This window comes from Lentzea flaviverrucosa, assembly GCF_003350445.1.
GTDB classification, from domain to species: Bacteria; Actinomycetota; Actinomycetes; order Mycobacteriales; family Pseudonocardiaceae; genus Lentzea; species Lentzea californiensis.
Genome location: NZ_QQAU01000015.1, coordinates 164,165 through 183,865 on the forward strand (window position 1 = coordinate 164,165; position 19,701 = coordinate 183,865).

The window sequence follows — 19,701 nt, forward strand, 5'->3', positions numbered from 1 at the left end:
ATGCCTGCAACGATCCTGGTCAGCAACGAACCTGACGACAGGGACGGATACGAGTATCTGAAGGCCGTTCCCGGCTTGATGCTTTCAGAGTACGATCCAAATAATCTTCGGATCGAAGATTCGCAGCGCGAGGCAGAACTGCTTATGCCGCCCTATCGCGGAAGTCATCGACCACTCGCGCTCATCGGGGAACTGCCGAGCTTGCGGATGGTCCAGCTTCTCTCGGCGGGCGTAGACGAGTGGCGCCCGCATGTCCCAGAACACGTAGTGGTTGCGAGCGCACGCGGGGCACATGCAGGGCCGGTTTCCGAATGGGTTTTGTCAGCGATTCTTACTCAGTACCGCCAGTGGCCTGCCCTCGTGCGCTTCCAAGATGAGCAAACGTGGGCACATCGTCGTTTCCACGCTGACACCCTCTCCGGCAAACGAGTGCTCATTCTGGGGGCAGGAAGCATTGGTTCTGCGGTCGCCCGAAAGCTGGAGGCATTCGGCACTGTTTCGACTCTGGTTGCAAGTCAGGCGCGGGACGGCGTCTATGGTCCGGCGGACCTGCTCGAACTCGTACCCGGTCATGCAATCGTTGTCGTGACAGCACCATTGACCGACAGCACATTGGGTATTGTGAGCGCTCAATTCCTTGCTGCGATGGATGACGGCGCTCTTTTGGTCAATGCTGGCCGCGGCCAGATTGTGGATACCAGCGCACTGGTCGGCGAGCTTCAAACGGGACGTCTTCGGGCCGCCCTCGATGTGACCGACCCTGAACCACTGCCGTCCGATCACCCGCTATGGCGCTGCACGGGTGCGGTCATCAGTCCTCACGCTGCTCGTACAGTTCCTGGCACCAATCGGCTCTGCTACGAGGTTGCGGCCGGACAGATCGCCACCTTCCTCGAAGGCGGTACCCCAACGAATGCGGCTTACCTGTAGCTCCGCAAGATATCCGGCAGAGTCAGCGTTCAGGGGCGGCATCCAAGGCATCGGCACCCCCGTTGGGAAGCGACCCTCGTGCTGCTCTGTTCAGGAAGTTAACAAGTCCAAGTGAAAGCCAGCACAGATTACAGCGAAGGCGGTCCATCTTAATTGATGGGTCGCACTGTTTGCTTCAAGCAGCTTGATTATGGGTCTCGAAAGTTTATCGGCAAATCGAAGTAGGAAGCCTGCTATGAAAATTGCCCCCGAGAGAGCTAGAAATAGGTAGAGATCGGTCTTTGATCTAGGCAAAGGGGTGATGGTTGCGTAGACGTAAAGGGTGACCGTGAGGGCTATTCCTAGCAGTGTGAATGCGAGATTCATCTTAGACGGCTTCAGGGCTGCTGCGATCATTCGTGACTTTCGGGAAGTTTGGCGAGTGATATGCCCGATCCTTTGCGGTCCGATCAAGTCAAGGACGACAACGAGGCCGCCTATGAATTGGAGTAGCTTTCCTGTTCTGGCCCACCAGAGCATGGAAATTCCGGCCATGCTGGCATTATCCAATTTTTGGCCGGACCACCAGAGGCTCCATGCTTCCCAATATCCGATTGATTGCACTCCACCACCTCCCTGCAGAGGGAGTCGGAAATCAACGCAGATCGTTACCCCTGAGGGGAAAGAGTGCCGGATCGCGCACGCGCTCGACGGTGTCGCCGACCTCGTCGACCAGCTCACCGCCAGCGGGGTGGTACTCGATCCACGAGGGATGTCGGCGCAGCCAGGCGGCCATGTCCGGCACGAGGTCGAGGTCGTCGAGAACGCCGTCGACTAGCGGCTCGCCGTCCGGGCCGGTCTCCCCGGTCGGTACCGCACGGCGCGGCCCGTGCGTCTCCCACAGTTCGCGGACCCACGTCGACAAGGTGTTGCGCAGGTCGTCGCGCACCTCAGCCGCGCCGAGGTTGAACGGCAACCCCGTCTCGGCCGGGCATGGACGCCGAACGCGTATTTACACTCGAGCGGTCGCAGTGGCGGTCCACGTTGTGAACGAGCGTGAAGAGACACGACGAGTACTTACCCCGGTCGGCTGCCTCCATGCCCACTCTGCAACCCGTCGCTCACTTCTGCTCCAACCAGCACCACCGGTACTGGCACCAGCGGCAGCGTGCTCGGTGCATCACCACGTACCGCAGTTCCCTGGGGGCGATCGTCAACCGTCCATCCTGTCGGCCACATACACGACTGGGTGGGCGCAGCCGTAGCTCCCGCCATCACCGCGTCGCCGGTGAAGGTCGCCTTGCCGAACCACGCGTAGCCAGTGAACGTCGCCTCGCCGAACCAAGTGTCGCCGATGAACTTTGCCCTGATGAAATCGACGTCGCCGGTGAGGGCGTTCATTGGAGGGCGAAGCAGCGGTAGTCGTCACGCACACGGCATCGTGAACTCACCCACTGTGTTACCGCAGCCACGATCGGCGGCGGGCGCGTAACGAATGCCAACTGCAGCTCGCCGGGTGCGAGCAGCAGATCACGACGGACGCGATCACCGTTCTGTCGTTCAAGGACGAAGCAGCCGCGGAGAAGTACGCGGACACGGCGAAGGAGAACGCGCACCGGAACGGGCTTGTCGTCCTGTACTACGCGGCGGCACGAACGCCTGAGGCCGAGCGGCCCAAGTACCAGGCGGAGCTGGACAAGCTGCTCGGCTGACGTTCACGCGAACCAGCCCCCTAGCCGTTCTCACGACGAAGGGCCCCGTCGGTTGACGGGGCCCTTCGTCGTATCGAAGCTGTCGCAGTACACCCTTATGAGAGTCGACTGAACACATTTCAATTGAGTGATTTGGAACCATGAAATCGCAGGTCAAGGCACTTGTCTTAATGTGAGCCTGAGATTCACCTGTCTCTCGCCGCGTGTGCCCTCTACCTGCGGAAACGTCACGGTGAGCATGTATCTGTGCAGGTCAGAGGCCTGACAACGCCGCGCAAAACTGTCAGACCCCCGCCCTATGCTTCTCGAAGTGGGTCGGCGTCGGTCGATCCGCACCGAGGACGGTCAGCTCGTGACTCGCATGTCTGCTTCCTGCAGGGCAGACATGTCGTCTGCCCTTCTGGTGAAACAGAAGGGAGCAAGCGTGACCGCGCCACGGAAGCGACGCTCAAAGCGTCGCAACGAGAGGCGGCGCTCAGTGCGTCGCGAGAAGGGTCCGAGACGCAGGCCGGTGGCTCGATCATGGTGGAGTAGAGGCTCCACCGTGATTGCCCACCTAGCCCGCGCCGTCGGATTGCTGAGGATCGGTATCGAGTTCCTTACCTGGCTCTCCGGTACCTGATCCCGTTCCTGAGTGCGGTGCGGCGCGTCCAGCGCCGCGCCGCACTCAGCCGGAATGACTGTACACCGGTTATGTACATATGAGGACCGATACGCAAGCCCGCCCGCAAAGAAACCGCAGGTCACAGGCTTGCGTCATCGCATCATCGCACTAATTACACCGACCGGGTGCCAGGCTGAGAGCAACGCTCAGTCCATGACCTCACCGAGCACGTAAAGCGGCGCGTGCCACCTCGGATCGAGCACGACCTCAGCGCGATCACCGCGGCCGCGAGCGGCCTGGAGCACGCGCCACACGAACGCGCCGGCGCGCGCCGAGGTCGGGCGCGGGTCGTCCGGCTGCCAGCCTGCGGCGTCGACCCCGTTCGTCCACACCCAGCCAAGCTGGGCGCCCTCGTCGTCCATCAACCGTCCACGATGGACTTAGCAGTCTCAAGGGCAGTCTCATACATGGTCGTTCATAACCGTCTGGCCGCTGACTCGAGAAGCCTGTGACCAGCACGAAGAACGTCGGCGAACATGCCTGAACGGTTATGCCAGCTCCTTGAAAGCGGGGGAGGGACGCTGGCGTACTCGTTCACTTTCGGCGATAGCCTCAGTGTGCGGCAGTTCTGGGCTAGAACGGCGGTTCGTCTTCATCTGGCATCCGCTTATGCAGCGCGTCCCGAGCGACGAAGCTCTCCGCGGTCGATGCGCTTGTCATAGACCTGCGGGCTGCGTCATGGCGGTGGCGCAGCCCGCAGGTCACGGTCAGTAATTCAGCCGGTGGAGATTGAAACTCCGGGCTCAGTATCTGCGCTTTGGATGACATCGACTACGGCAGGTGGTATTGCATTAAGTGACCGCGCAACGACGAAGTCTGTGTGAAGGATTCTTTGCTCAAAGTGCGACAAGAGAGCGACATTTTTGGCGCTGTGTAGATCTGCGAGAAATTGACGTGTGGCAACCTCGTCTGCGCACGATTCGCATAGTTCTAGGTGGGCAATGGCGGCAGAGTGTGCCCTTGGAGAAAGCTCGTTCTCTATAAGGGCAGACACGGCCTCTGGCGATAGATGCTGACCGATGGGGCGCCATTGAGAAGCGGAGCTTCCCAGGTTCTTGATTATCCTTGCCAATGTCGTGGTGCAAAGCTCGAACTGTGTTATCCGCGCAGTCTTCCTTGCTGGCTGACTTGGTACCGCTACGAAATCTCCGGCCTGTGTGAGCGTTTTCGGGGAGCGGAGATCAAGGTGTTGTTCGGTGCAAACGACGAGGGTGAACTCATGCTTAAACTGGAACCGCTCGAAATCGAATTCACGGTACTCGCTGAAACCGTCTGGATCTTCGCTGGTGGGAGCTTGAAGCCAACTGTATTCTAGGCTCTCGGGAAAATCGAGTGAGGGGAGTGCGGCTACTGGAAGGAAGTCCATCTTTGTGTGTTGGGATGGGTACTGGACGACCGGCCCAGATTGACCAAAGCTGGTGCGCTCCAGCGTCTCGACCCTGGTGGCTGCCCTGGCTTGCGCCTCAATTTCAGCAGCTTCTTTGATCTCCTCGGCTAGCTGCAAAGTTCGAGCTGCGTAGCGCGCCGTTCGCTCACGCTGCTGCATCAGCTCTTGCGCGGTCTGTTCGCGCATTTGCTCGACCTCAAGTTCGGCGGCAAGTCGGATTTGTCGCGCGTGGTGCAGCTCTGTCTCGGCCGAGAAATGAAGAGTCCGTGCGTCGATGCGGATTGCATCGGCATCTTCTTGAGCCCTGCGTAGCTTCACCTGGGCATTCAGTTTCGCTTGATGTACCTGGTCTTGCGCGTCAGCGATAAGTATGGCTGCTCGCGCCTTGGCTTCGGCTACGATTTCTTCGGCGGCGACTCGTGCTACTTCCATCATGTTTTCGGAAAGCGCCGAATCGACATCAGAAGAATCGCCGTCTACTCCCAGGAACGAGAGGTTCAGGTATCGTGTTTCGTCTAGTTCTCGCTCGATATTGAGTGTGCGGTTCTTTGTGGCGGATTCGGCGATTTCTAGAAGTCGGGCACTTTCCTCGGGAGTGAGCGCCGGAAGTCGTTTTTTGGTCTCGTCGACCATCGCCGCGATTTTCGCCATATCGATTTGGTCGCGGTCGTGCTGGTCGCGGTTCACTGATGCCCTCCCTTGGAGACTCCGTAGTTAGCCAGGTGCCGAGAACCCTTAAGGAGCTGTATTGCGTCGCCGACCATCTGGCTTATGCGCTGGGGGGTGACTCCCAGTACGTTTCCAATTTCTTTTGTGTTCATTTGGTCGATGTAGCGCATCATCAGTGCTCGATGCTTATCTTCGTCTCGCTCCTTCAAGCGCGCGAGCGCAAGTCCAAGGTCGATGCTGTGCACGACAGAGGCGAGCGAAGAAGGAAGGTCGGCGGCCAACAGCAGTTTCATGTCCTCCAGCGCGACCATGTCTTTGGGGCCGCCTGCCTGAGCTTCTCTCTTAAGGGTCTTGTAAGCCCTTTTGTAGTAGTCTTTGCGGGTCCACTCCGCGAGATTAAGGAGGAATCCCGTCAGGCTATCTACGGGTGTGCAGGGGTTCTTCGCGCGCCATACCTGGTACGCCTCCCAGTTTGCCTGAGTGAGGTCCCAGGCTATTTCTCGATTGGCGACGCGACTCGTAAACCAACGCAGCACTGCCGCATTGGACGCGAGGACATCAGCATGTGAGTCCTCAGGTTGGAGCTCCCCGCGATTCTGAGCGGGAAGCTCGTCGGGATGGGTGGTCACGGCTGCGCGGCCTCCACAGTCCCGACGCTGAGGGTCCATTCAGTGCCGTTCGCCTCACGCGCGATGACCGTCGCAGAACGGTCCTGGGTGGACAGAGTTTCGGCAAGCTCAGCCATGGTCCTGCCTCTTTCGGCGGTGAGCCGAACATCCCTGCGCGCGAGCAAGGCGGTCTCGGCGAGGTTGAGCAGCCGCCGCGGCGCGGCGGTGACTTCGTCTTCGAGACCGAGGGAGAACGGGTCCAACGTCACGGCGCTGCTCCTTGCAAGTCGGGGGGCTTCACTCTGTGCGTAGACGTGGCCGCCGAAGTTGAAAGGACAAGACCAGTCACAGTCGTGTGACGTGGCTCACGATAGGTCCTGAAGGTGTTGATGTTCGGGATGCGACCGTAGCGCCAGGCCGTGTTGAACTCGGTGAACGACTGCCCCCGGTAATCACAGAGTAGATCGCACAGCTCTGCTGGGCTTCGGGGCACGGCGTTCAGAGTCGCGCGGTTGCAGTCCCGGTGGCATTCGCCGGTGCTCGGAGGCGTGTACAGGGGACCGCGTGGTATCGGTGAACAGGCAAAACCTCACTGGTGGTCTTGGGCGGTGAGTCACTCGCAGACCTCGAAAGCGTGGAAGGCGCAAGCCTGTGGGAGACCGAGAAAACGGCCGACTCGGCCAGATCAACACAGGCGAGGGCATGGCCAGTCACCGGCGGCGGAACGCAGTTGACATAGCACCGCCGAACGGCCACTGAGTATGGGAAGACACTACGAGTGTTCACTTCGGCCGGCTGCCGCCACGATCACTCCCACACCCGTTGCTCGGTTCGGGTCCAACCAGCACCGCCGGTACGGGCACCAGCCGCAGCATGTCAGGTGCATCACGAGGTACCGCATGTCCCTGGTGATGATCGTCAACCGTCCATCCTGTCGGCCACACGGATGACTGGGTGGATGCAGCCTCAGCTCCCGCCATCACTACGCTGCTGGCGAAGGTCGCCTCGACGAACCACGCGTCGCCGGTGAACGTCGCCTCGTCAAACCAAGCGCCGCCGGTGAACGTTGCCCTTTTGAACCGCGCGCCGCCGGTGAAGGTCGCTCCGCTGAACCACGCGCGGCCGGTGAACGTCGCGTCGTTGAACCACGCGTGGCGTGTGAACGTCGCGCTGCTGAACCGTGCGGAGCCAGTGAACGTCGCCCTGCTGAACCACGTGTCGGCGAACCTAGCTCCGTCGAACAGCGCGGCGCCTGTGAACATCGCCGTGTTGAACCACGCGTCGCCGGTGAACGTCGCCGTGTTGAACCGCGCGTCGCCGGTGAACGTCGCCCTGCTGAACCACGCGCGGCTGGTGAACGTCGCGTCGTCGAACCACGCGCGGCGTGTAAACGTCGCCCCGCTGAACCACGCGCGGCCGGTGAACGTTGCCCTGCTGAACCGCGCGTCACCTGTGAACGCCGCCCCGCTGAACCGCGCGTCACCGGAAAAGTGCACTTCGGTGAAGGTCGCTTGTCGCACCATGAGGCCGGCGGCGTGGAAATCGATGAGAGTGGCACCGGTGAGGTCGAGGTCGTAGTCCTCAGCCCAGTAGCGGGAATTGGACGGCTGGCCAGTGGTGCTGTCGGGGCCGAGGCATAGATGGGCGGTGAGGATGCGTTGCGCGGTGAGCCGGACCTCGCGTTCCTGCCGCAACTGTTCGGACGCGACAGTCGGTGTGGGTGGTCTGAGGCCGATATGGCGCACGGCCGTAGTGCGAGCAGCGACGCGGTCGGACTCGCTGCTGCGGCGTGTGGCCGCGGACAGTCCGGTCCGGCTGGCGGCAGGCCGCTCAGAGGGCGGGGTGTAGGGGCTGCGTAGGTAGGCGCAGATCACGTTGATCACGGTCTGACGCTGGTCGGGGTTGTCCTGGGCGACGCGTTCCAGTGCGTACAGGCCGCCGTGGCGGACTGCGGCCTTGTCCGAGCCCAACTGCTCGACCGCCTTCAGATATAGCTCGGTGATCCGTCGCGCCGCCGCGTCGTGCGCGGTGTCTGCAGCGGCCTTGTGCTGCACGGCCAGGGACAGCTCGGCCGCGCGTTGACGGCGGGCGGCCAGCAGCAGCGCGGCGCCGCCGCCGGTGCCCACCAGCAGCGTGGCCGCGGTCCGGATCGCGTCCAACCGGTCGCGTGGCTCGGTACCGGAGAAGTTGACCAGCAGCAGCACCGCCGCGGTGACACCCAAGCCCAGCAGTACGAGCGCGCCGAGCAGGATCGCCCGCGGTGTCAACGCCGGCATCACCTCCGTCCCCGGCTCAGCTATCGGGCGGGGTGGCGAGACCGGGTGACGAGACCGCAGTACTCCGAGCACTGCCGCGGCGACCAGCAGCAGTACCGAGATTGGCACCATCCACCACCGGCTCAGCCACACCCACACCGCAGACCACCAGGGCCAGGATCTCGCCATCCACACCGCCATACCCAGGCCCGCAGCGGCCAGCAGCCAGGCCAGCACCCCCAGTCCACGTCGTCCGGTCACCGCCCCTCGGATACTGGCCACCCGTCCAGCAGGGCGATCAGGAGAGGGCGATGTCGTAGCAGTCGTCACGCACACGGCATCGTGAACACATGCACTGTGTTACCGCCGCCGCGATCGGCAGCCGGACGGGCCTACGCGATGCGGTGAGGCGTCCCGACGCAGACAGGGAAGTGACGTCCAGGAGACACTCAGCAGAGATCAACCCAGGCGATTTCAAGCAGATCGCAGGTGTGCCCACAGCTACGACACCTACGTCCGCTCGGATCGACCATGTGTTCGACCGTGCATCCCTGAACGCCGTAGAGCAAGTTTGATATCAGGCTGCTAGAGCCGACGTCCATGACGGATCGTCGAAGGTATATCTGCACTAGCCGTAGGATCGGCGAATGAGTGATGAGGCCGTTGTGCAGAATGTCGAAGAAGGTTCGCCGCTACGTGGTCTTCGTGACGGGTTCGCTGCGTACGAGATGGTCCAAACCAGTGAATACTCAGAACTCCTCGACACCGGCCTCATCGTTTTCGATACCAATGCCCTTCTGAATTTGTATCGATATACGCCTCAAGCCAGGGCTGACTTCTTTTCGGTCATGCAAGCAGTGCGCAATCAGATCTGGGTTCCACAACAGGTAGCGGTCGAGTTTTGGCGGAATCGTGAATCTGCGATAGCTGATTTCGATAGGGCTACCACTCAGGCGACGACGGCGTTCTGGAAGGCTTACGAGAACCAAATCACGGCGCTCAACACCTGGGCAAATCGAGTCTCTCTCTCCGGTGCGCAAAAAGAGAGATTGGAGACTGTGCTCAAAAGCGCGGTCGAAAATGTGGCTGAAAAAATGCAAAAACTTCGCGACGTAGACCATGCTGTCGTGGTGGACATCACCGCAGACCCCGTGCTTGCGGAGCTAGATATACTTCTGCGCGGGCGCGTCGGTTCGCCGCTGTCAGCGGAAGCTCATGCAAAGGCTCTAAAGGAGGGGCAGAGAAGAGTCGCGGCAAACATTCCGCCTGGTTATGAAGACTTCAAGAAGCCGGGTGATCGACAGGTTGGCGACTACCTCGTTTGGGAGCAGATTCTCTTGCGGGCTAAGGAGATCTCTCGCGACATCTTAATTGTGACGGGCGACGTTAAACCTGACTGGTGGCGCACAGACGAAAAGAAGCGCCCCAAAGGGCCGCGTGTCGAGCTATATGAAGAGGCGTTGCTTCGCACAGAAAAGAAGTTGCGCATGTTGGTGCCTCAGGAGTTTCTCGAAAAGGTGCGGGCAATCTACAGCGTGCCGGTTCAGCCGGAGTCGCTTACAGATGTGGCGACAGTCAGTGTCAGCCGATCAATGGATATCGCTTTTCCTGCTCAGGAAATCTATGTGCAAAATGAGTTTGACTCACGCCTTGAGTATGATTATGCGATCTTTCTGAGGAGTATGGGCTTTGAGGTGCATGCGATGCCTCCCGGCGGCCCTTTTGATTTGCGAGCGTCGAAGCCGAGCCTGGGAAGAAGTTTCCGAATTTCCTTTGTTCCGAAATATTTCTCGGATCAGCTATTTGATAGATGGATGGTCGGTGAGCTGTCAGAATTCCTACAGGCTGCGGATGAAGATTACAGAGTCGTTCTAGTTTTTAGCTCAGATCCCGGTGTTCGGGTCCAAAAATTGACGGCGGCTAATAATCTCATATCTGTTTGGCGGGACCGTGTGTGGTTGGGAACTGCGGGTGCGTCATCGGCAGGTCTGGCCTTCCCCTTCTAGCTGTTCGGTCGAGGGAATGGTTGTGACGAGTGTGGCCGCAGTCGGATGGCTGCTGACATCAGCGCTCGACATCAACGGGTCTGAACGGCTGTGAACTGACCTGGTGTTCTGTGGTCATAACAGGACGGTGTCGTTCGACAGATGTGCACGTAGAGCAAGTGAACCACCTGATTTACACCCGAGCGGTCGCAGGTTCGAACCCTGTCGCGCCCATTCGTCTCGGGCGACGTGTGTCTGCGGACAGCGCAGACCACGTCGCCTCAGTGCTTTCTGGGGGTGCAACCCCCAGACCCCGCCCGGCGGGCTTCGCCCCCGGACCCCCAGCGGTGGTCACGTGGTGTGAACGGCCCACCACCGCGTTCGTCCGGCCGGGCGCCGGACACGTCAGCAGTTGCGTGGCATCCGAAATGGTCGTGCCGTACCTTGTTCGAGTTCGTCGGGGACGTTTGGACCCGCCAGCTCCGAAGGACGCCACCTGTGAGACGCAAGTCCAAGGCCGCCAAGCCCGACACCACCACGGTCACGCAGGAGCAGGTCAAGCTGCTCGCGCTGGTGGAACAGGGAGGCGTGCACCGCGGCGCCACGAGCTGGTACCTGGAGCACCGGCCCGCCAAGCAGTGGGACGCGGACGACCTGGAGATCATGCGGCTCCGCGACTGGATCACCTGGGAACAGCGCGTGGACCACGGGATGGCCGCGCCCGTCGACATCACCGCGCAGGGCCGGGCCGCGCTCCGGCACCACCTGCCGGAGTGGGTGCTCGGGCGGAAGGCCATTGCCGCCGAGCCGCCTCGGTTGCCCTCCGTCGAGACGATCAGGGCGTTGGACGCGCTGCAGTAGCCCGGTAGAACGGTCTTAGTCGAATCCAAACGGAGGCGGAGACCGGCCATGTCGAACCTGTTGACCGGCGGCGACTTGCGCGCACGTGACCACCATCGGATTGAGGACGACGCACGCGAAGAAGGTCCGCTGCACCTCGTGACGTTGCCCAACGGTGTGAGGATGCAGGTGGTCACGGTCGGGCTTGAGCTCACCCGTCAGCTGCTCACCGACCAGCGGCTCTCCAAGGACAGCGCGAAGCTGCAGCGCGAGATCAAGCGGCAGCTCGCCGAACGCGGGAGTGCGCAGGAGAACCTTGCCGGGCTGTTCGGGCCGAGCATGCTCAACAGCGACAACCCGCAGCACGCGCGGCTCAGGGCGCTCGCGGTGAAGGCGTTCAACGGCAAGGCGGTGCAGCAGCTCGCGCCTCGCATCGAGGAGATCAGTGCGGAACTGGTCACCGGGCTTGCCGAGGGCGAGGAGATCGACCTCGTCAAGGAGCTGGCCGTGCCGATGCCCATGCACGTCATCGGTGAGGTGCTCGGGCTGCCGGCCGAAGATCGCGCGCGCGTCCGCACGTTGATCGAGACGATGATGTCGATGGAACCCGCGGTGTCGCAGCCGGCGAGTGACGAGCTGGGCGGTTACTTCCACGGGCTGCTCACGAGCAATGGGCTGGATTCGCGGTCGTTGTTCGGTGTGCTGGCCACGGCTGCCGACGACGATGGTGACCACCTCAGCCACGACGAGCTGATGGCGATGGCGTTCCTGCTCGTGGTCGCCGGTCATGAGACGTCGGCGGGCCTCATCGCGAACGTTGCGCACGACGCGTTGGACAACGGGCTGTGGCGGAAGGCCGCTGAAGATCCCGAACTGGTGCCGCGGCTCGTGGAGGAGACGCTGCGCCACAACTCGCCCGTCCGCAGCGCCACGCATCGCATCGCCACCGAGCCCGTCGAGATCGGTGGGGTGACGATCCCCGAGAACACGCTGCTGCTGATCAACCTCGGTGCCGCCGGGCGTTGCCCGCAGGCGCACGAGAAGGCTGACGAGTACCGGCTGGACCGGGAGACGACCGGCCACGCGACGTTCGGGCACGGCCCGCACTTCTGCCTCGGGTCGGCGCTCGCGCGCTTGGAGACCGAGACCGTGCTGCGGCATCTGACCAGCCGGTTCCCACGCACCGTCTACGCGGGCGGCGAGCAGCCCGAGGTGACGCACAACGACATCATGGCCAGCCTCAAATCGCTACCGGTCGTGCTCATGCGCTGACAGGCTGGCTCGCATGGAGATCGTTCAAGGGGGACCCGAAGACGTCGACACGGCCGCGTTGCTCTGGGCGCACGCGGTCGCCGCGAGGGACGGCTACGACGAGGTTCCGTCGCTCGCACTGGCGCGGCCTGGTCTGGAGAGTGCTCTCGCGAAGGAGCCCTCGCTGTTGCTGCTCGCCCGGGAAGGCGGCCGGGCGGTGGGTTTCCTCGCCGGGGGTCCACAAGAGACGAACACCGCGTTCGTGAACTACGTCGGCGTGCACCCCGACGCGTGGGGCAAGGGCGTCGGTGAGGCGTTGCTGCGGGCGTTGCCCGAAGTGTTGATCAAGAATGGATACGAGAGGGCGGAGTTGATGGTCTACGTCGACAACGTCCGGGGCGTGCGGCTCTACGAACGCCTTGGGTGGATCAAGGTCGGCCACCCTGTGCCGCATCCGCGTGACGGCCGGGTGGAGCAGCGGTACGCGTTTTCGCCCGCATCGTGGGAACCGGGGGTGTGAGAGCGTTCAGCGGGGGATTAGGGGATCAACCCCAATGCGTCTGACCAGGGCTATCCCAAAGTCCATTTGAGACGTAACTTTTGCTCATGTCAGTGCGCACGTTCGCCGTGGTGGTCGGTCTCGCGTTCTTGCTCGGCGGGGGTGCGATCCTGCTCGTGATGCTGGCCGTCGAGGCGCCGAGCGGTGCGCTGATCCCGTGCGGCAACGGCCTGGGCATCGGGTTCGAGGAGCCGGCGGTGTCCGCGGCCGGTCCGGCCTATGTGGACATCTGCGCCGACCTGCGGCAGCGGCGGCTGCTGTGGGGGGTGCCGGTGGCCGGGCTCGGCGCGGTGCTGCTGATCGGCTCTTTGGTCGGTTCCCGACGGGCTACTCGCCGGTAAGGTCGCGGCATGACGTGGATGGTCTACGGCGCCAACGGCTACACCGGACGTCTCATCGCCGAGCTCGCGGTCCAGCGCGGGGAGCGGCCGATCCTCGCCGGTCGCTCGCTCGAGAAGGTCGAGCCGATCGCCGCCGCGCTGGGGCTCGAGCACCGTGCGTTCGACCTGGACCGGGCACGGGCGAACCTCGAGGACGTCGAGGCCGTCGTGCACTGCGCGGGACCGTTCTCGCGCACGTCCGGCGCGATGGTCGACGCCTGCCTGAACACCCGCACCCACTACCTCGACATCACCGGTGAGATCGACGTCTTCGAGTCCGTCGCGCTGAGGGACGCCGACGCGCGCAAGGCGGGCATCGTGCTGTTGCCCGGTGCGGGGTTCGACGTCGTGCCCACGGACTGCCTCGCCGCGATCCTGAAGAACGCCCTGCCGTCCGCCACGCACCTCGACCTCGCGTTCGTCGTCGGAGGAGGAGCGAGCGCGGGCACGACCAAGACGTCCGTCGAGGGCGCCGCGGTGGGCGGGCGGATCCGGGTGAACGGCGAACTGCGGAGCGTCCGCATCGGCCACCGCAGGCGCACCGCGCACTTCCGGTCGGGGCCGCGCGAGGTCGGCAGCATCCCGTGGGGCGATGTGAGCACCGCCTACCGCTCGACCGGCATCCCGAACATCACCACGTTCACCACCGTGCCGGGCATGCTCGGTCAGCTGCAGCAGCTGTTCGCGCCCGTGCTGCGGACATCGCTGGTGCAGAACGTCGCGATGACCGTCGCCGGCAAGGTCAAGGGCCCGGACGAGCGCAAGCGCGCGAACACCAGGGCCGAGGTGTTCGGCGAGGCGTGGGACGCGCAGACGAAGGTCGAATGCGCGATCACCACCCCGAACGCCTACAGCCTCACCGCGGACTCCGTGCTCCGCGCCGTCGCGAAGATCGACGGCGTGACGCCCGGCTCGCACACGCCGTCCAGCGCGTTCGGCGCCGGCTTCGTGCGCGAGCTCGACGGCGTCGTCGCGAGTGAGGTCCGCTTCACTTCTTGAGGTGCTTGGCGACGCTGTCGACGACTCCGCCGACAGCGTCCTTCACCTTCTCCACGCCGTCCTTCACGGCCGCCTTCGCCTGATCGGCGCGGCCCTCGCCTGCGAGCTGCTCGTCGCCGGTGACCTCACCCGCGGTCTCCTTGGCCTTGCCGCCGAGTTCCTCCGCCTTGTTGCCGATCTTGTCCGACAGCGACATCGCGTCCTCCTGGGCTTGAGTTCGTCTGACGCTAGTTCGATACCCGTCGCTTCGCTTTCGTCATGCCACCGTCGGGTGAAAAACAGGTGAGCGTGCTCACGAGCGGGGAATCGTTGAACCGCGTGACATTCCGCGGTCGAACGTGTCCTTCAGGTGACGAAGCAAATGTGGGCGGGGGTGTGCATGAGCGTGGCCGAGGCAGCCGCACTCGACGATGCCACGCTGGTGGCGAGGTCTCGTGACGGTGACATGCGTGCCTATGAGCAGCTTGTTCGGCGTTACCAGGGGCCGATGTACCGGCTGGCGTTGCGCATCGTGGGCAGCAGGGGTGACGCCGAGGACGCGGTGCAGGACGTGTTCCTGACCGCGTGGAGGCGGCTCGGACAGCTCAACGACGACGGTGCGTTCCTCGGCTGGCTCTACCGCACCACCACCAACCAGTGCCTGAACGTGCTGCGCAAGCGCAAACCGCACGCCGACACCGAGCTCGACGAGCAGGAGTCGGCGGCACCGCGCACCCGGCCCGAACGCGCGGTGGAGGTGAACGCGCAGCTCGACGCGCTGCATGCCGCACTGCGCGGCCTCACGCCGGAACAGCGGGCGTGCTGGGTGCTGCGCGAGGTCCACGGCCGGTCGTACGACGAGATCGCCGAGGCGATCGGCACGACCCAGCAGTCGGTGCGCGGCAGGCTCGCGCGGGCACGGGCACAACTCGCGGAGGTGATGGCGCCGTGGCGGTGACGTCCGACTACGTCCTGCCGTGCGGGCGGGACGTCGAAGAAGTCTGGGAGGCGATCGACCTCTCGGACGAGCACACGCGCTCATGCCCGCACTGCGCGGCCGTGAGGGAAAGCCTGCTGGTGTTGCGCGCGGCCACCGACGAGCTGGTGCGCGAAGAGGTCGAACCACCGTTCGACCTGGTCAGCCGTGTGATGTCCGCTGTCCGTGCCGATGCGCGGCGTTCCGACGTCGTGCCGCTGCCCGGTGATGGCCTGGCCCGGATCAGCACACGCGCCGTCGCGGCGGTGCTGCGGTACGCGGCGGACGGCGTGGACGGCGTGCGAGCGCGCGCGTGCCGTGTCACGGAAGCGCCGGAGTCGACGGTGTCGGACCCGGTCATCGAGGTCGAGCTGACCATCGCGATCACCGCGGAGCTCGTCACGCACCAGGCGTACGACGAGGTGCGGCGCCGGGTGCTGGCGGCGGCCTCCGCACGGATCGGTGTGCGGCTCGCCCGCCTGGACCTCGTCGTGGCCGACGTTCTCGAAGGATGAGCGAGTGATCGAAACAGTCGTGTCCGCCCCGGCGGTGGCGGCGGTCGCGGTGCACGCGGCCGAGCGGGTCGCGGGCGTGCGGGTGCAGCCCGGCGTGGCGGGCCTGGTGAGTTCGGTGGTGCGCGCGGCGCGGCAGCAGATCAAGGGGTTGCAGCCGGCGCCGGTGGAAGGTGTGCGGGTGCGGTGGTCCGGTGCCGCCGTGGCGCTGGAGGTGGACGTGGTGATCTCGGGCCAGGACCAGGCCGCGGCCGTGGCTCGTGCCGTGCAACGGTCGGTGCAGGCGCTTGTGCCGGAACTGACCGGTGTCGCGGTGGAGTCCGTTGTCGTCACGGTGGTGGACGTCGCATGGTGATCGTGGCGGAGTTGTTGAAGGCGCTGGAGAAGGTCGACGGACTGCGGCCGTCGGTGCCCGAGCCCGCGCGTTCCTGGATCTCCTGGGACGTCGACGCGCTGGCCGTCGACGTCGAGGACGGCCTGGTGTGCGTCCGGGTCGTCGCCACCCGCCTCCCGCTGGCGATCGAGGAGGCGGGCGCGGCACTGCGTTCCGTTCTCCTTGGCACGCAATGGGAAAGCGCCGTCGTGCGCATCGTTGTGACCGATGTGGACAAACGTGCCCTCGATCACCTGAACGGGTCGTGACGTTTCGTCCTCGGCCGATGTCTCTCTGTTGTGGACGCTTCGAAGGAAGGAATTGCGATGAGCACGCAGACTGCGGAGAAGAACGGTGTCACGGGCGGGAAGCTGGTGACCGACAAGGGATCCACGACCATCGCGGACGTCGTGGTCCAGAAGGTCGCGGGCCTCGCGGCGCGGGAGATCCGCGGCGTGCACGCGTTGGGCGGCGGCGCGACCCGTGCGCTGAGCGCGTTGCGCGACCGCATCCCCGGTGCCACCGCGAGCGCGGGCCAGGGCGTGTCGGTCGAGGTCGGCGAGAAGCAGGCGGCCGTCGACCTGGAGCTCGTGGTCGAGTACGGCGTGCCGATCGCGGACCTCGCGAAGTCGGTGCGCACCAACGTGATCACCGCCATCGAGCAGATCACCGGCCTCGAGGTCGTCGAGGTCAACATCAACGTCAACGACGTGCACATCCCGAGCGACACCGAGGGCGAAGAGCCCGAAACCGCCCGCGTGCAGTGAGGGGAAACGCCATGAGCACCACCGCACTGGGCCTGCTGACCGGGCTCGCGCTCGGCCTGGCCGCCGCGTTCGGGGGCTTCAGCGCGTTCCTGCTCGTGCTCGTCTTCGGCGCGCTCGGCCTGATCGCGGGCCGGGTCGCCGAGGGCAAGCTCGACCTCGCGCAGCTGCTGGGCAGGGATCGGGACTGACGATGACGACGCTCACCGCACAGCCTGGATTGACCACCGTCGCGGACCGCGCGGTGGGCCGCATCGCCGGACGGGCCGCCATGGAGGTCCCGGACGTGCTCGACTGCGCCGTCACCGCGAGGGTGACCGGGGGAGTGGCGACGCTCGACGCGAGCCTCGACCTGCGCTACCCGGCACCGGTCGCGGCGACCGCAGCCCGCGTGCGTGCGCACCTGGTCGCACGGGTGGCCGCGCTCACCGGACTGCAGGTCTCCGTGGTGGACGTGTCGGTCGGCGTGCTGCGGGCGGACGTGGTCCCGGTGAGGAGGGTCCTGTGACCCGCCGCTCCCGCCGGGCCCTGCCCGCCACGCTCACGGCGTTCGTCCTGCTGGCCGTGTCGGTGCTGGTCGCGGTGTGCGCGATCCAGCTCGCGCTCGGCGAACGACCGTTGCTGCCCTACGACTCCCTCGTCGGCTCGCTGCACGACACGACGTGGACGGCGCGGGAGGTGGGCGTGGCGGGCGGGGTCGTCGCGGCCATCGGACTGCTGCTGCTCCTCGTCGCGGTGGTGCCCGGGAAGGCGCGCACCGCGGCACTGGACGAGCACACCGCCGTGTCGGTGCGCGGCCTGCGCAACGCCCTGCGGTCCGCCGCCCAGGTGGACGGCGTCGAGTCGGCGGCGGTGAAGGTGCGCCGCCGTCGGGTCCGCGCGGTCGTGCGCACCCGGCGCTCCGTGGCCGACGGTCTCGACGACGCCGTCCGCACCGCGCTGGAAAGCCGCGTCAGCGAGTTCGCCCTCGCCCGGCCGCCACAGGTCGTGGTGCGGGTCAAGGCCCTCAGGAGCGCGTCATGAACCGGTTCTCACTAGGTCTGCTGGGCTTCGTCCTGCTGGTCGCGGGTGGCGCCGCGGTCGCCGTCCACCTGGGTCGTGTGCCCCAGGTGGACCGCAACGCCCCGGTGCTGCCCGGCACCGCGTTGCCGCCTGCATGGGTGCTGTGGGTGGTCGCCGCCGCGGCGGTCGTCATCGCGCTCCTGTGCCTGCGCTGGCTCGCCGCCCAGATCCCGCGCCGCAAGGTCGCGTCCTGGCGCTGGGCCGACGAGGCCGGCACCACCCGCATCACCACCGCGACGGCCGCCGCGCCGTTCGCCGAAGAGGTCACCACCTACCCCGGTGTGCGCAAGGTCGAGGCCGCGCTGACCGGTCCGCACACCGCCCCACGCCTGGCCCTCGTCGTCCGCGCCCACGGCGACGCCGATCTGCGGGGGATCCGCCGCCGCATCGACGACGAGGGCCTTCCTCGCCTTCGCGAGGCGCTCGGCACACCCGATCTCCACGCCACCGTGGAGTTCCGGATGTCGGCCTCCAAGGCCGTCGCCCGAACGCACTGATTTGCCGGTTGTTGTAAAAAACGATTGCGGACGTCCCGCAATCGTTTTTTGCATCCGATGACAAAACAGCTGGTCACCCACGATGGGTGACCAGCTGGTGTTTCGGTTGCTCCGCCGTTCACGCCGCCTAGCGCGGGGCGAGCAGGCTCGTGATCTCCTGGGACGCCGACACCGTCAGCAGGTGCTGGAGGTTCTCCGGGAGGTGTTCGCCGCGCTTCTGCTTCGCCTGCGCGAAGAGGCGGCCGGCGCGGTAGGAGGAGCGGACGAGCGGGCCCGCCATCACACCCAGGAAGCCGATCTCCTCGGCCGTCTCCTTGTGCTGGACGAACTCCTCCGGCTTCACCCAGCGCTCGACCGGGTGGTGCCGCGGCGACGGGCGCAGGTACTGGGTGATGGTGATGAGGTCGCAGCCCGCGTCGTGGAGATCGCTGAGCGCCTCCGTGACCTCCTCGGGGGTCTCGCCCATGCCGAGGATCAGGTTCGACTTGGTGACCAGGCCGAACTCGCGGGCCTTGGTGATGACCTCGAGGGAACGCTCGTAGCGGAACGCCGGGCGGATGCGCTTGAAGATCCGCGGGACGGTCTCCAGGTTGTGCGCGAGCACCTCGGGACGCGACTCGAAGACCTCGGCCAGCTGCTCCGGGACCGCGTTGAAGTCCGGGATCAGCAGCTCGACGCCCGTGCCGGGGTTCATCTCGTGGATCTGGCGCACGGTCTCGGCGTACAGCCACGCGCCGCCGTCCTCCAGGTCGTCACGGGCGACGCCGGTGACCGTGGAGTAGCGCAGGCCCATCGCCTGGACCGACTCGGCGACGCGGCGGGGTTCGTCGCGGTCGAGGTCGGCGGGCTTGCCCGTGTCGATCTGGCAGAAGTCGCAGCGCCTGGTGCACTGCTCGCCGCCGATCAGGAACGTGGCCTCGCGGTCTTCCCAGCACTCGTAGATGTTGGGACAGCCGGCCTCTTCGCAGACCGTGTGCAGGCCTTCGCGTTTGACCAGACCTTTGAGCTCCCGGTATTCGGGGCCCATCTTCGCCCGCGTCTTGATCCACGGGGGCTTCTTCTCGATCGGCGTCTCGCTGTTGCGGACCTCGAGCCGCAGCAGCTTCCGACCCTCTGGCACCACAGTCACGTTCCCACCCTACGCTGCGCGCTCAAGTGTCCGGGGTCACGCACTCCCAGGTCAGACTAAGTGCCGGAACCGGGCTCCCGCTGGAGCGCTCGTTGTTCACGATCTGTTGTCGACGCAGGTCACGTCGAACATGAACAACCCCGCAGGGCCGAAGATGTTCCCGGCCCGGAGGTGACGACCGGGCCCGTCGG

At 64.9% G+C, this 19,701-nt stretch carries 26 protein-coding genes; 16 read left to right on the forward strand and 10 right to left on the reverse strand.

Going from position 1 to position 19,701, the window contains the following annotated elements:
* A complete protein-coding gene (locus DFR72_RS36100; RefSeq protein WP_245983781.1) occupies positions 1-930 on the forward strand; it encodes an NAD(P)-dependent oxidoreductase in 930 nt (309 codons plus the stop codon).
* Between the two features lie 90 nt (positions 931-1,020).
* Here the strand turns inward: DFR72_RS36100 and DFR72_RS45150 are convergent, their stop codons facing one another.
* The 8 genes from DFR72_RS45150 to DFR72_RS36135 all read right to left on the reverse strand — a co-directional run bounded on the left by DFR72_RS45150 (position 1,021) and on the right by DFR72_RS36135 (position 8,465).
* Positions 1,021-1,464, reverse strand: coding sequence for a hypothetical protein (locus DFR72_RS45150; RefSeq protein WP_143086919.1), 444 nt, complete (start codon positions 1,462-1,464; stop codon positions 1,021-1,023).
* Between the two features lie 100 nt (positions 1,465-1,564).
* Positions 1,565-1,885: a hypothetical protein gene (locus tag DFR72_RS36105; protein ID WP_090070837.1), complete on the reverse strand. Its 321-nt coding sequence runs from the start codon at positions 1,883-1,885 to the stop codon at positions 1,565-1,567.
* A 101-nt stretch (positions 1,886-1,986) separates the two neighbouring features.
* Entirely contained in the window at positions 1,987-2,310 is a 324-nt protein-coding gene (locus DFR72_RS36110; protein WP_090070839.1) for a pentapeptide repeat-containing protein, read from the reverse strand.
* A gap of 1,121 nt (positions 2,311-3,431) precedes the next feature.
* A complete protein-coding gene (locus tag DFR72_RS36115; protein WP_090070841.1) occupies positions 3,432-3,647 on the reverse strand; it encodes a hypothetical protein in 216 nt (71 codons plus the stop codon).
* Between the two features lie 353 nt (positions 3,648-4,000).
* Positions 4,001-5,359 carry an ATP synthase subunit B family protein gene (locus tag DFR72_RS45155; RefSeq protein WP_143086920.1) on the reverse strand — a complete coding sequence of 453 codons (1,359 nt, stop codon included), beginning with the start codon at positions 5,357-5,359 and terminating at the stop codon, positions 4,001-4,003.
* A complete protein-coding gene (locus DFR72_RS36125; RefSeq protein WP_170176565.1) occupies positions 5,356-5,970 on the reverse strand; it encodes a sigma-70 family RNA polymerase sigma factor in 615 nt (204 codons plus the stop codon). The genes DFR72_RS45155 and DFR72_RS36125 overlap by 4 nt, the downstream gene beginning before the upstream one ends.
* Positions 5,967-6,218, reverse strand: a complete 252-nt coding sequence (locus tag DFR72_RS36130; RefSeq protein ID WP_090070848.1) for a hypothetical protein — start codon at positions 6,216-6,218, stop codon at positions 5,967-5,969. The genes DFR72_RS36125 and DFR72_RS36130 overlap by 4 nt, the downstream gene beginning before the upstream one ends.
* Before the next feature lie 513 nt (positions 6,219-6,731).
* Positions 6,732-8,465 carry a pentapeptide repeat-containing protein gene (locus DFR72_RS36135; RefSeq protein ID WP_143086921.1) on the reverse strand — a complete coding sequence of 578 codons (1,734 nt, stop codon included), beginning with the start codon at positions 8,463-8,465 and terminating at the stop codon, positions 6,732-6,734.
* 386 nt (positions 8,466-8,851) lie between these two features.
* Here DFR72_RS36135 and DFR72_RS45160 point away from each other — a divergent pair, with 386 nt between their 5' ends.
* The 6 genes from DFR72_RS45160 (at position 8,852) to DFR72_RS36160 (ending at position 14,218) form a co-directional block, all read left to right on the forward strand.
* Entirely contained in the window at positions 8,852-10,210 is a 1,359-nt protein-coding gene (locus DFR72_RS45160; protein WP_143086922.1) for a PIN-like domain-containing protein, read from the forward strand.
* A gap of 477 nt (positions 10,211-10,687) precedes the next feature.
* On the forward strand, positions 10,688-11,050 hold the full coding sequence (locus tag DFR72_RS36140; protein ID WP_090070852.1) for a hypothetical protein: 363 nt from the start codon (positions 10,688-10,690) through the stop codon (positions 11,048-11,050).
* 48 nt (positions 11,051-11,098) lie between these two features.
* Positions 11,099-12,301: a cytochrome P450 gene (locus DFR72_RS36145; protein ID WP_090070854.1), complete on the forward strand. Its 1,203-nt coding sequence runs from the start codon at positions 11,099-11,101 to the stop codon at positions 12,299-12,301.
* Between the two features lie 13 nt (positions 12,302-12,314).
* Positions 12,315-12,800 carry a GNAT family N-acetyltransferase gene (locus DFR72_RS36150; protein WP_090070856.1) on the forward strand — a complete coding sequence of 162 codons (486 nt, stop codon included), beginning with the start codon at positions 12,315-12,317 and terminating at the stop codon, positions 12,798-12,800.
* Between the two features lie 86 nt (positions 12,801-12,886).
* Positions 12,887-13,180 (forward strand): hypothetical protein, encoded by a 294-nt coding sequence (locus DFR72_RS36155; protein ID WP_090070858.1) that lies wholly within the window; start codon positions 12,887-12,889, stop codon positions 13,178-13,180.
* Between the two features lie 9 nt (positions 13,181-13,189).
* Positions 13,190-14,218, forward strand: a complete 1,029-nt coding sequence (locus DFR72_RS36160; RefSeq protein WP_090070860.1) for a saccharopine dehydrogenase family protein — start codon at positions 13,190-13,192, stop codon at positions 14,216-14,218.
* Here the strand turns inward: DFR72_RS36160 and DFR72_RS36165 are convergent.
* On the reverse strand, positions 14,208-14,414 hold the full coding sequence (locus DFR72_RS36165) for a CsbD family protein (protein ID WP_090070862.1): 207 nt from the start codon (positions 14,412-14,414) through the stop codon (positions 14,208-14,210). The two genes, DFR72_RS36160 and DFR72_RS36165, sit on opposite strands and share 11 nt — an antisense overlap.
* A gap of 183 nt (positions 14,415-14,597) precedes the next feature.
* On the opposite strand from DFR72_RS36165, the gene DFR72_RS36170 reads away from it, so the two are divergent.
* From DFR72_RS36170 to DFR72_RS36205, 9 genes are read left to right on the forward strand one after another with little or no spacing between them, the layout of a single operon-like run.
* Positions 14,598-15,155 carry an RNA polymerase sigma factor gene (locus DFR72_RS36170; RefSeq protein WP_090070864.1) on the forward strand — a complete coding sequence of 186 codons (558 nt, stop codon included), beginning with the start codon at positions 14,598-14,600 and terminating at the stop codon, positions 15,153-15,155.
* Positions 15,146-15,688: an anti-sigma factor gene (locus tag DFR72_RS36175; protein WP_090070866.1), complete on the forward strand. Its 543-nt coding sequence runs from the start codon at positions 15,146-15,148 to the stop codon at positions 15,686-15,688. Before DFR72_RS36170 ends, DFR72_RS36175 begins: the two co-directional genes overlap by 10 nt.
* Positions 15,689-15,692: 4 nt before the next feature.
* The gene (locus DFR72_RS36180) at positions 15,693-16,040 is read left to right on the forward strand and encodes an Asp23/Gls24 family envelope stress response protein (protein WP_090070868.1); all 348 of its coding nucleotides are present in this window, start codon (positions 15,693-15,695) and stop codon (positions 16,038-16,040) included.
* Positions 16,034-16,327 (forward strand): hypothetical protein, encoded by a 294-nt coding sequence (locus DFR72_RS36185; RefSeq protein ID WP_090070870.1) that lies wholly within the window; start codon positions 16,034-16,036, stop codon positions 16,325-16,327. Before DFR72_RS36180 ends, DFR72_RS36185 begins: the two co-directional genes overlap by 7 nt.
* Positions 16,328-16,384: 57 nt before the next feature.
* Positions 16,385-16,825, forward strand: a complete 441-nt coding sequence (locus DFR72_RS36190) for an Asp23/Gls24 family envelope stress response protein (RefSeq protein WP_090070872.1) — start codon at positions 16,385-16,387, stop codon at positions 16,823-16,825.
* Positions 16,826-16,836: 11 nt separating this feature from the next.
* Complete coding sequence (locus DFR72_RS45960) at positions 16,837-17,013, forward strand: hypothetical protein (protein ID WP_089922533.1); 177 nt, start codon at positions 16,837-16,839, stop codon at positions 17,011-17,013.
* 2 nt (positions 17,014-17,015) lie between these two features.
* On the forward strand, positions 17,016-17,330 hold the full coding sequence (locus DFR72_RS36195; protein ID WP_090070874.1) for a hypothetical protein: 315 nt from the start codon (positions 17,016-17,018) through the stop codon (positions 17,328-17,330).
* Positions 17,327-17,845: a DUF6286 domain-containing protein gene (locus DFR72_RS36200; RefSeq protein ID WP_090070876.1), complete on the forward strand. Its 519-nt coding sequence runs from the start codon at positions 17,327-17,329 to the stop codon at positions 17,843-17,845. Before DFR72_RS36195 ends, DFR72_RS36200 begins: the two co-directional genes overlap by 4 nt.
* On the forward strand, positions 17,842-18,381 hold the full coding sequence (locus DFR72_RS36205) for a hypothetical protein (protein ID WP_090070878.1): 540 nt from the start codon (positions 17,842-17,844) through the stop codon (positions 18,379-18,381). The genes DFR72_RS36200 and DFR72_RS36205 overlap by 4 nt, the downstream gene beginning before the upstream one ends.
* 127 nt (positions 18,382-18,508) lie before the next feature.
* On the opposite strand, the gene lipA is transcribed toward DFR72_RS36205, so the two are convergent.
* Positions 18,509-19,510 (reverse strand): lipoyl synthase, encoded by a 1,002-nt coding sequence (gene lipA, locus DFR72_RS36210; RefSeq protein ID WP_090070880.1) that lies wholly within the window; start codon positions 19,508-19,510, stop codon positions 18,509-18,511.
* Positions 19,511-19,701 lie beyond the last annotated feature (191 nt).

Bases quoted from the DNA above. Each gene is read 5' to 3' on its own strand.
- DFR72_RS36100 (WP_245983781.1), top strand. From the start codon at position 1: ATGCCTGCAACGATCCTGGTCAGCAACGAACCTGACGACAGGGACGGA.
- DFR72_RS45150 (WP_143086919.1), bottom strand. From the start codon at position 1,464: ATGGCCGGAATTTCCATGCTCTGGTGGGCCAGAACAGGAAAGCTACTC.
- DFR72_RS36110 (WP_090070839.1), bottom strand. From the start codon at position 2,310: ATGAACGCCCTCACCGGCGACGTCGATTTCATCAGGGCAAAGTTCATC.
- DFR72_RS36115 (WP_090070841.1), bottom strand. From the start codon at position 3,647: ATGGACGACGAGGGCGCCCAGCTTGGCTGGGTGTGGACGAACGGGGTC.
- DFR72_RS45160 (WP_143086922.1), top strand. From the start codon at position 8,852: ATGAGTGATGAGGCCGTTGTGCAGAATGTCGAAGAAGGTTCGCCGCTA.
- DFR72_RS36145 (WP_090070854.1), top strand. From the start codon at position 11,099: ATGTCGAACCTGTTGACCGGCGGCGACTTGCGCGCACGTGACCACCAT.
- DFR72_RS36150 (WP_090070856.1), top strand. From the start codon at position 12,315: ATGGAGATCGTTCAAGGGGGACCCGAAGACGTCGACACGGCCGCGTTG.
- DFR72_RS36155 (WP_090070858.1), top strand. From the start codon at position 12,887: ATGTCAGTGCGCACGTTCGCCGTGGTGGTCGGTCTCGCGTTCTTGCTC.
- DFR72_RS36160 (WP_090070860.1), top strand. From the start codon at position 13,190: ATGACGTGGATGGTCTACGGCGCCAACGGCTACACCGGACGTCTCATC.
- DFR72_RS36165 (WP_090070862.1), bottom strand. From the start codon at position 14,414: ATGTCGCTGTCGGACAAGATCGGCAACAAGGCGGAGGAACTCGGCGGC.
- DFR72_RS36170 (WP_090070864.1), top strand. From the start codon at position 14,598: ATGAGCGTGGCCGAGGCAGCCGCACTCGACGATGCCACGCTGGTGGCG.
- DFR72_RS36185 (WP_090070870.1), top strand. From the start codon at position 16,034: ATGGTGATCGTGGCGGAGTTGTTGAAGGCGCTGGAGAAGGTCGACGGA.
- DFR72_RS36190 (WP_090070872.1), top strand. From the start codon at position 16,385: ATGAGCACGCAGACTGCGGAGAAGAACGGTGTCACGGGCGGGAAGCTG.
- DFR72_RS45960 (WP_089922533.1), top strand. From the start codon at position 16,837: ATGAGCACCACCGCACTGGGCCTGCTGACCGGGCTCGCGCTCGGCCTG.
- DFR72_RS36195 (WP_090070874.1), top strand. From the start codon at position 17,016: ATGACGACGCTCACCGCACAGCCTGGATTGACCACCGTCGCGGACCGC.
- DFR72_RS36205 (WP_090070878.1), top strand. From the start codon at position 17,842: ATGAACCGGTTCTCACTAGGTCTGCTGGGCTTCGTCCTGCTGGTCGCG.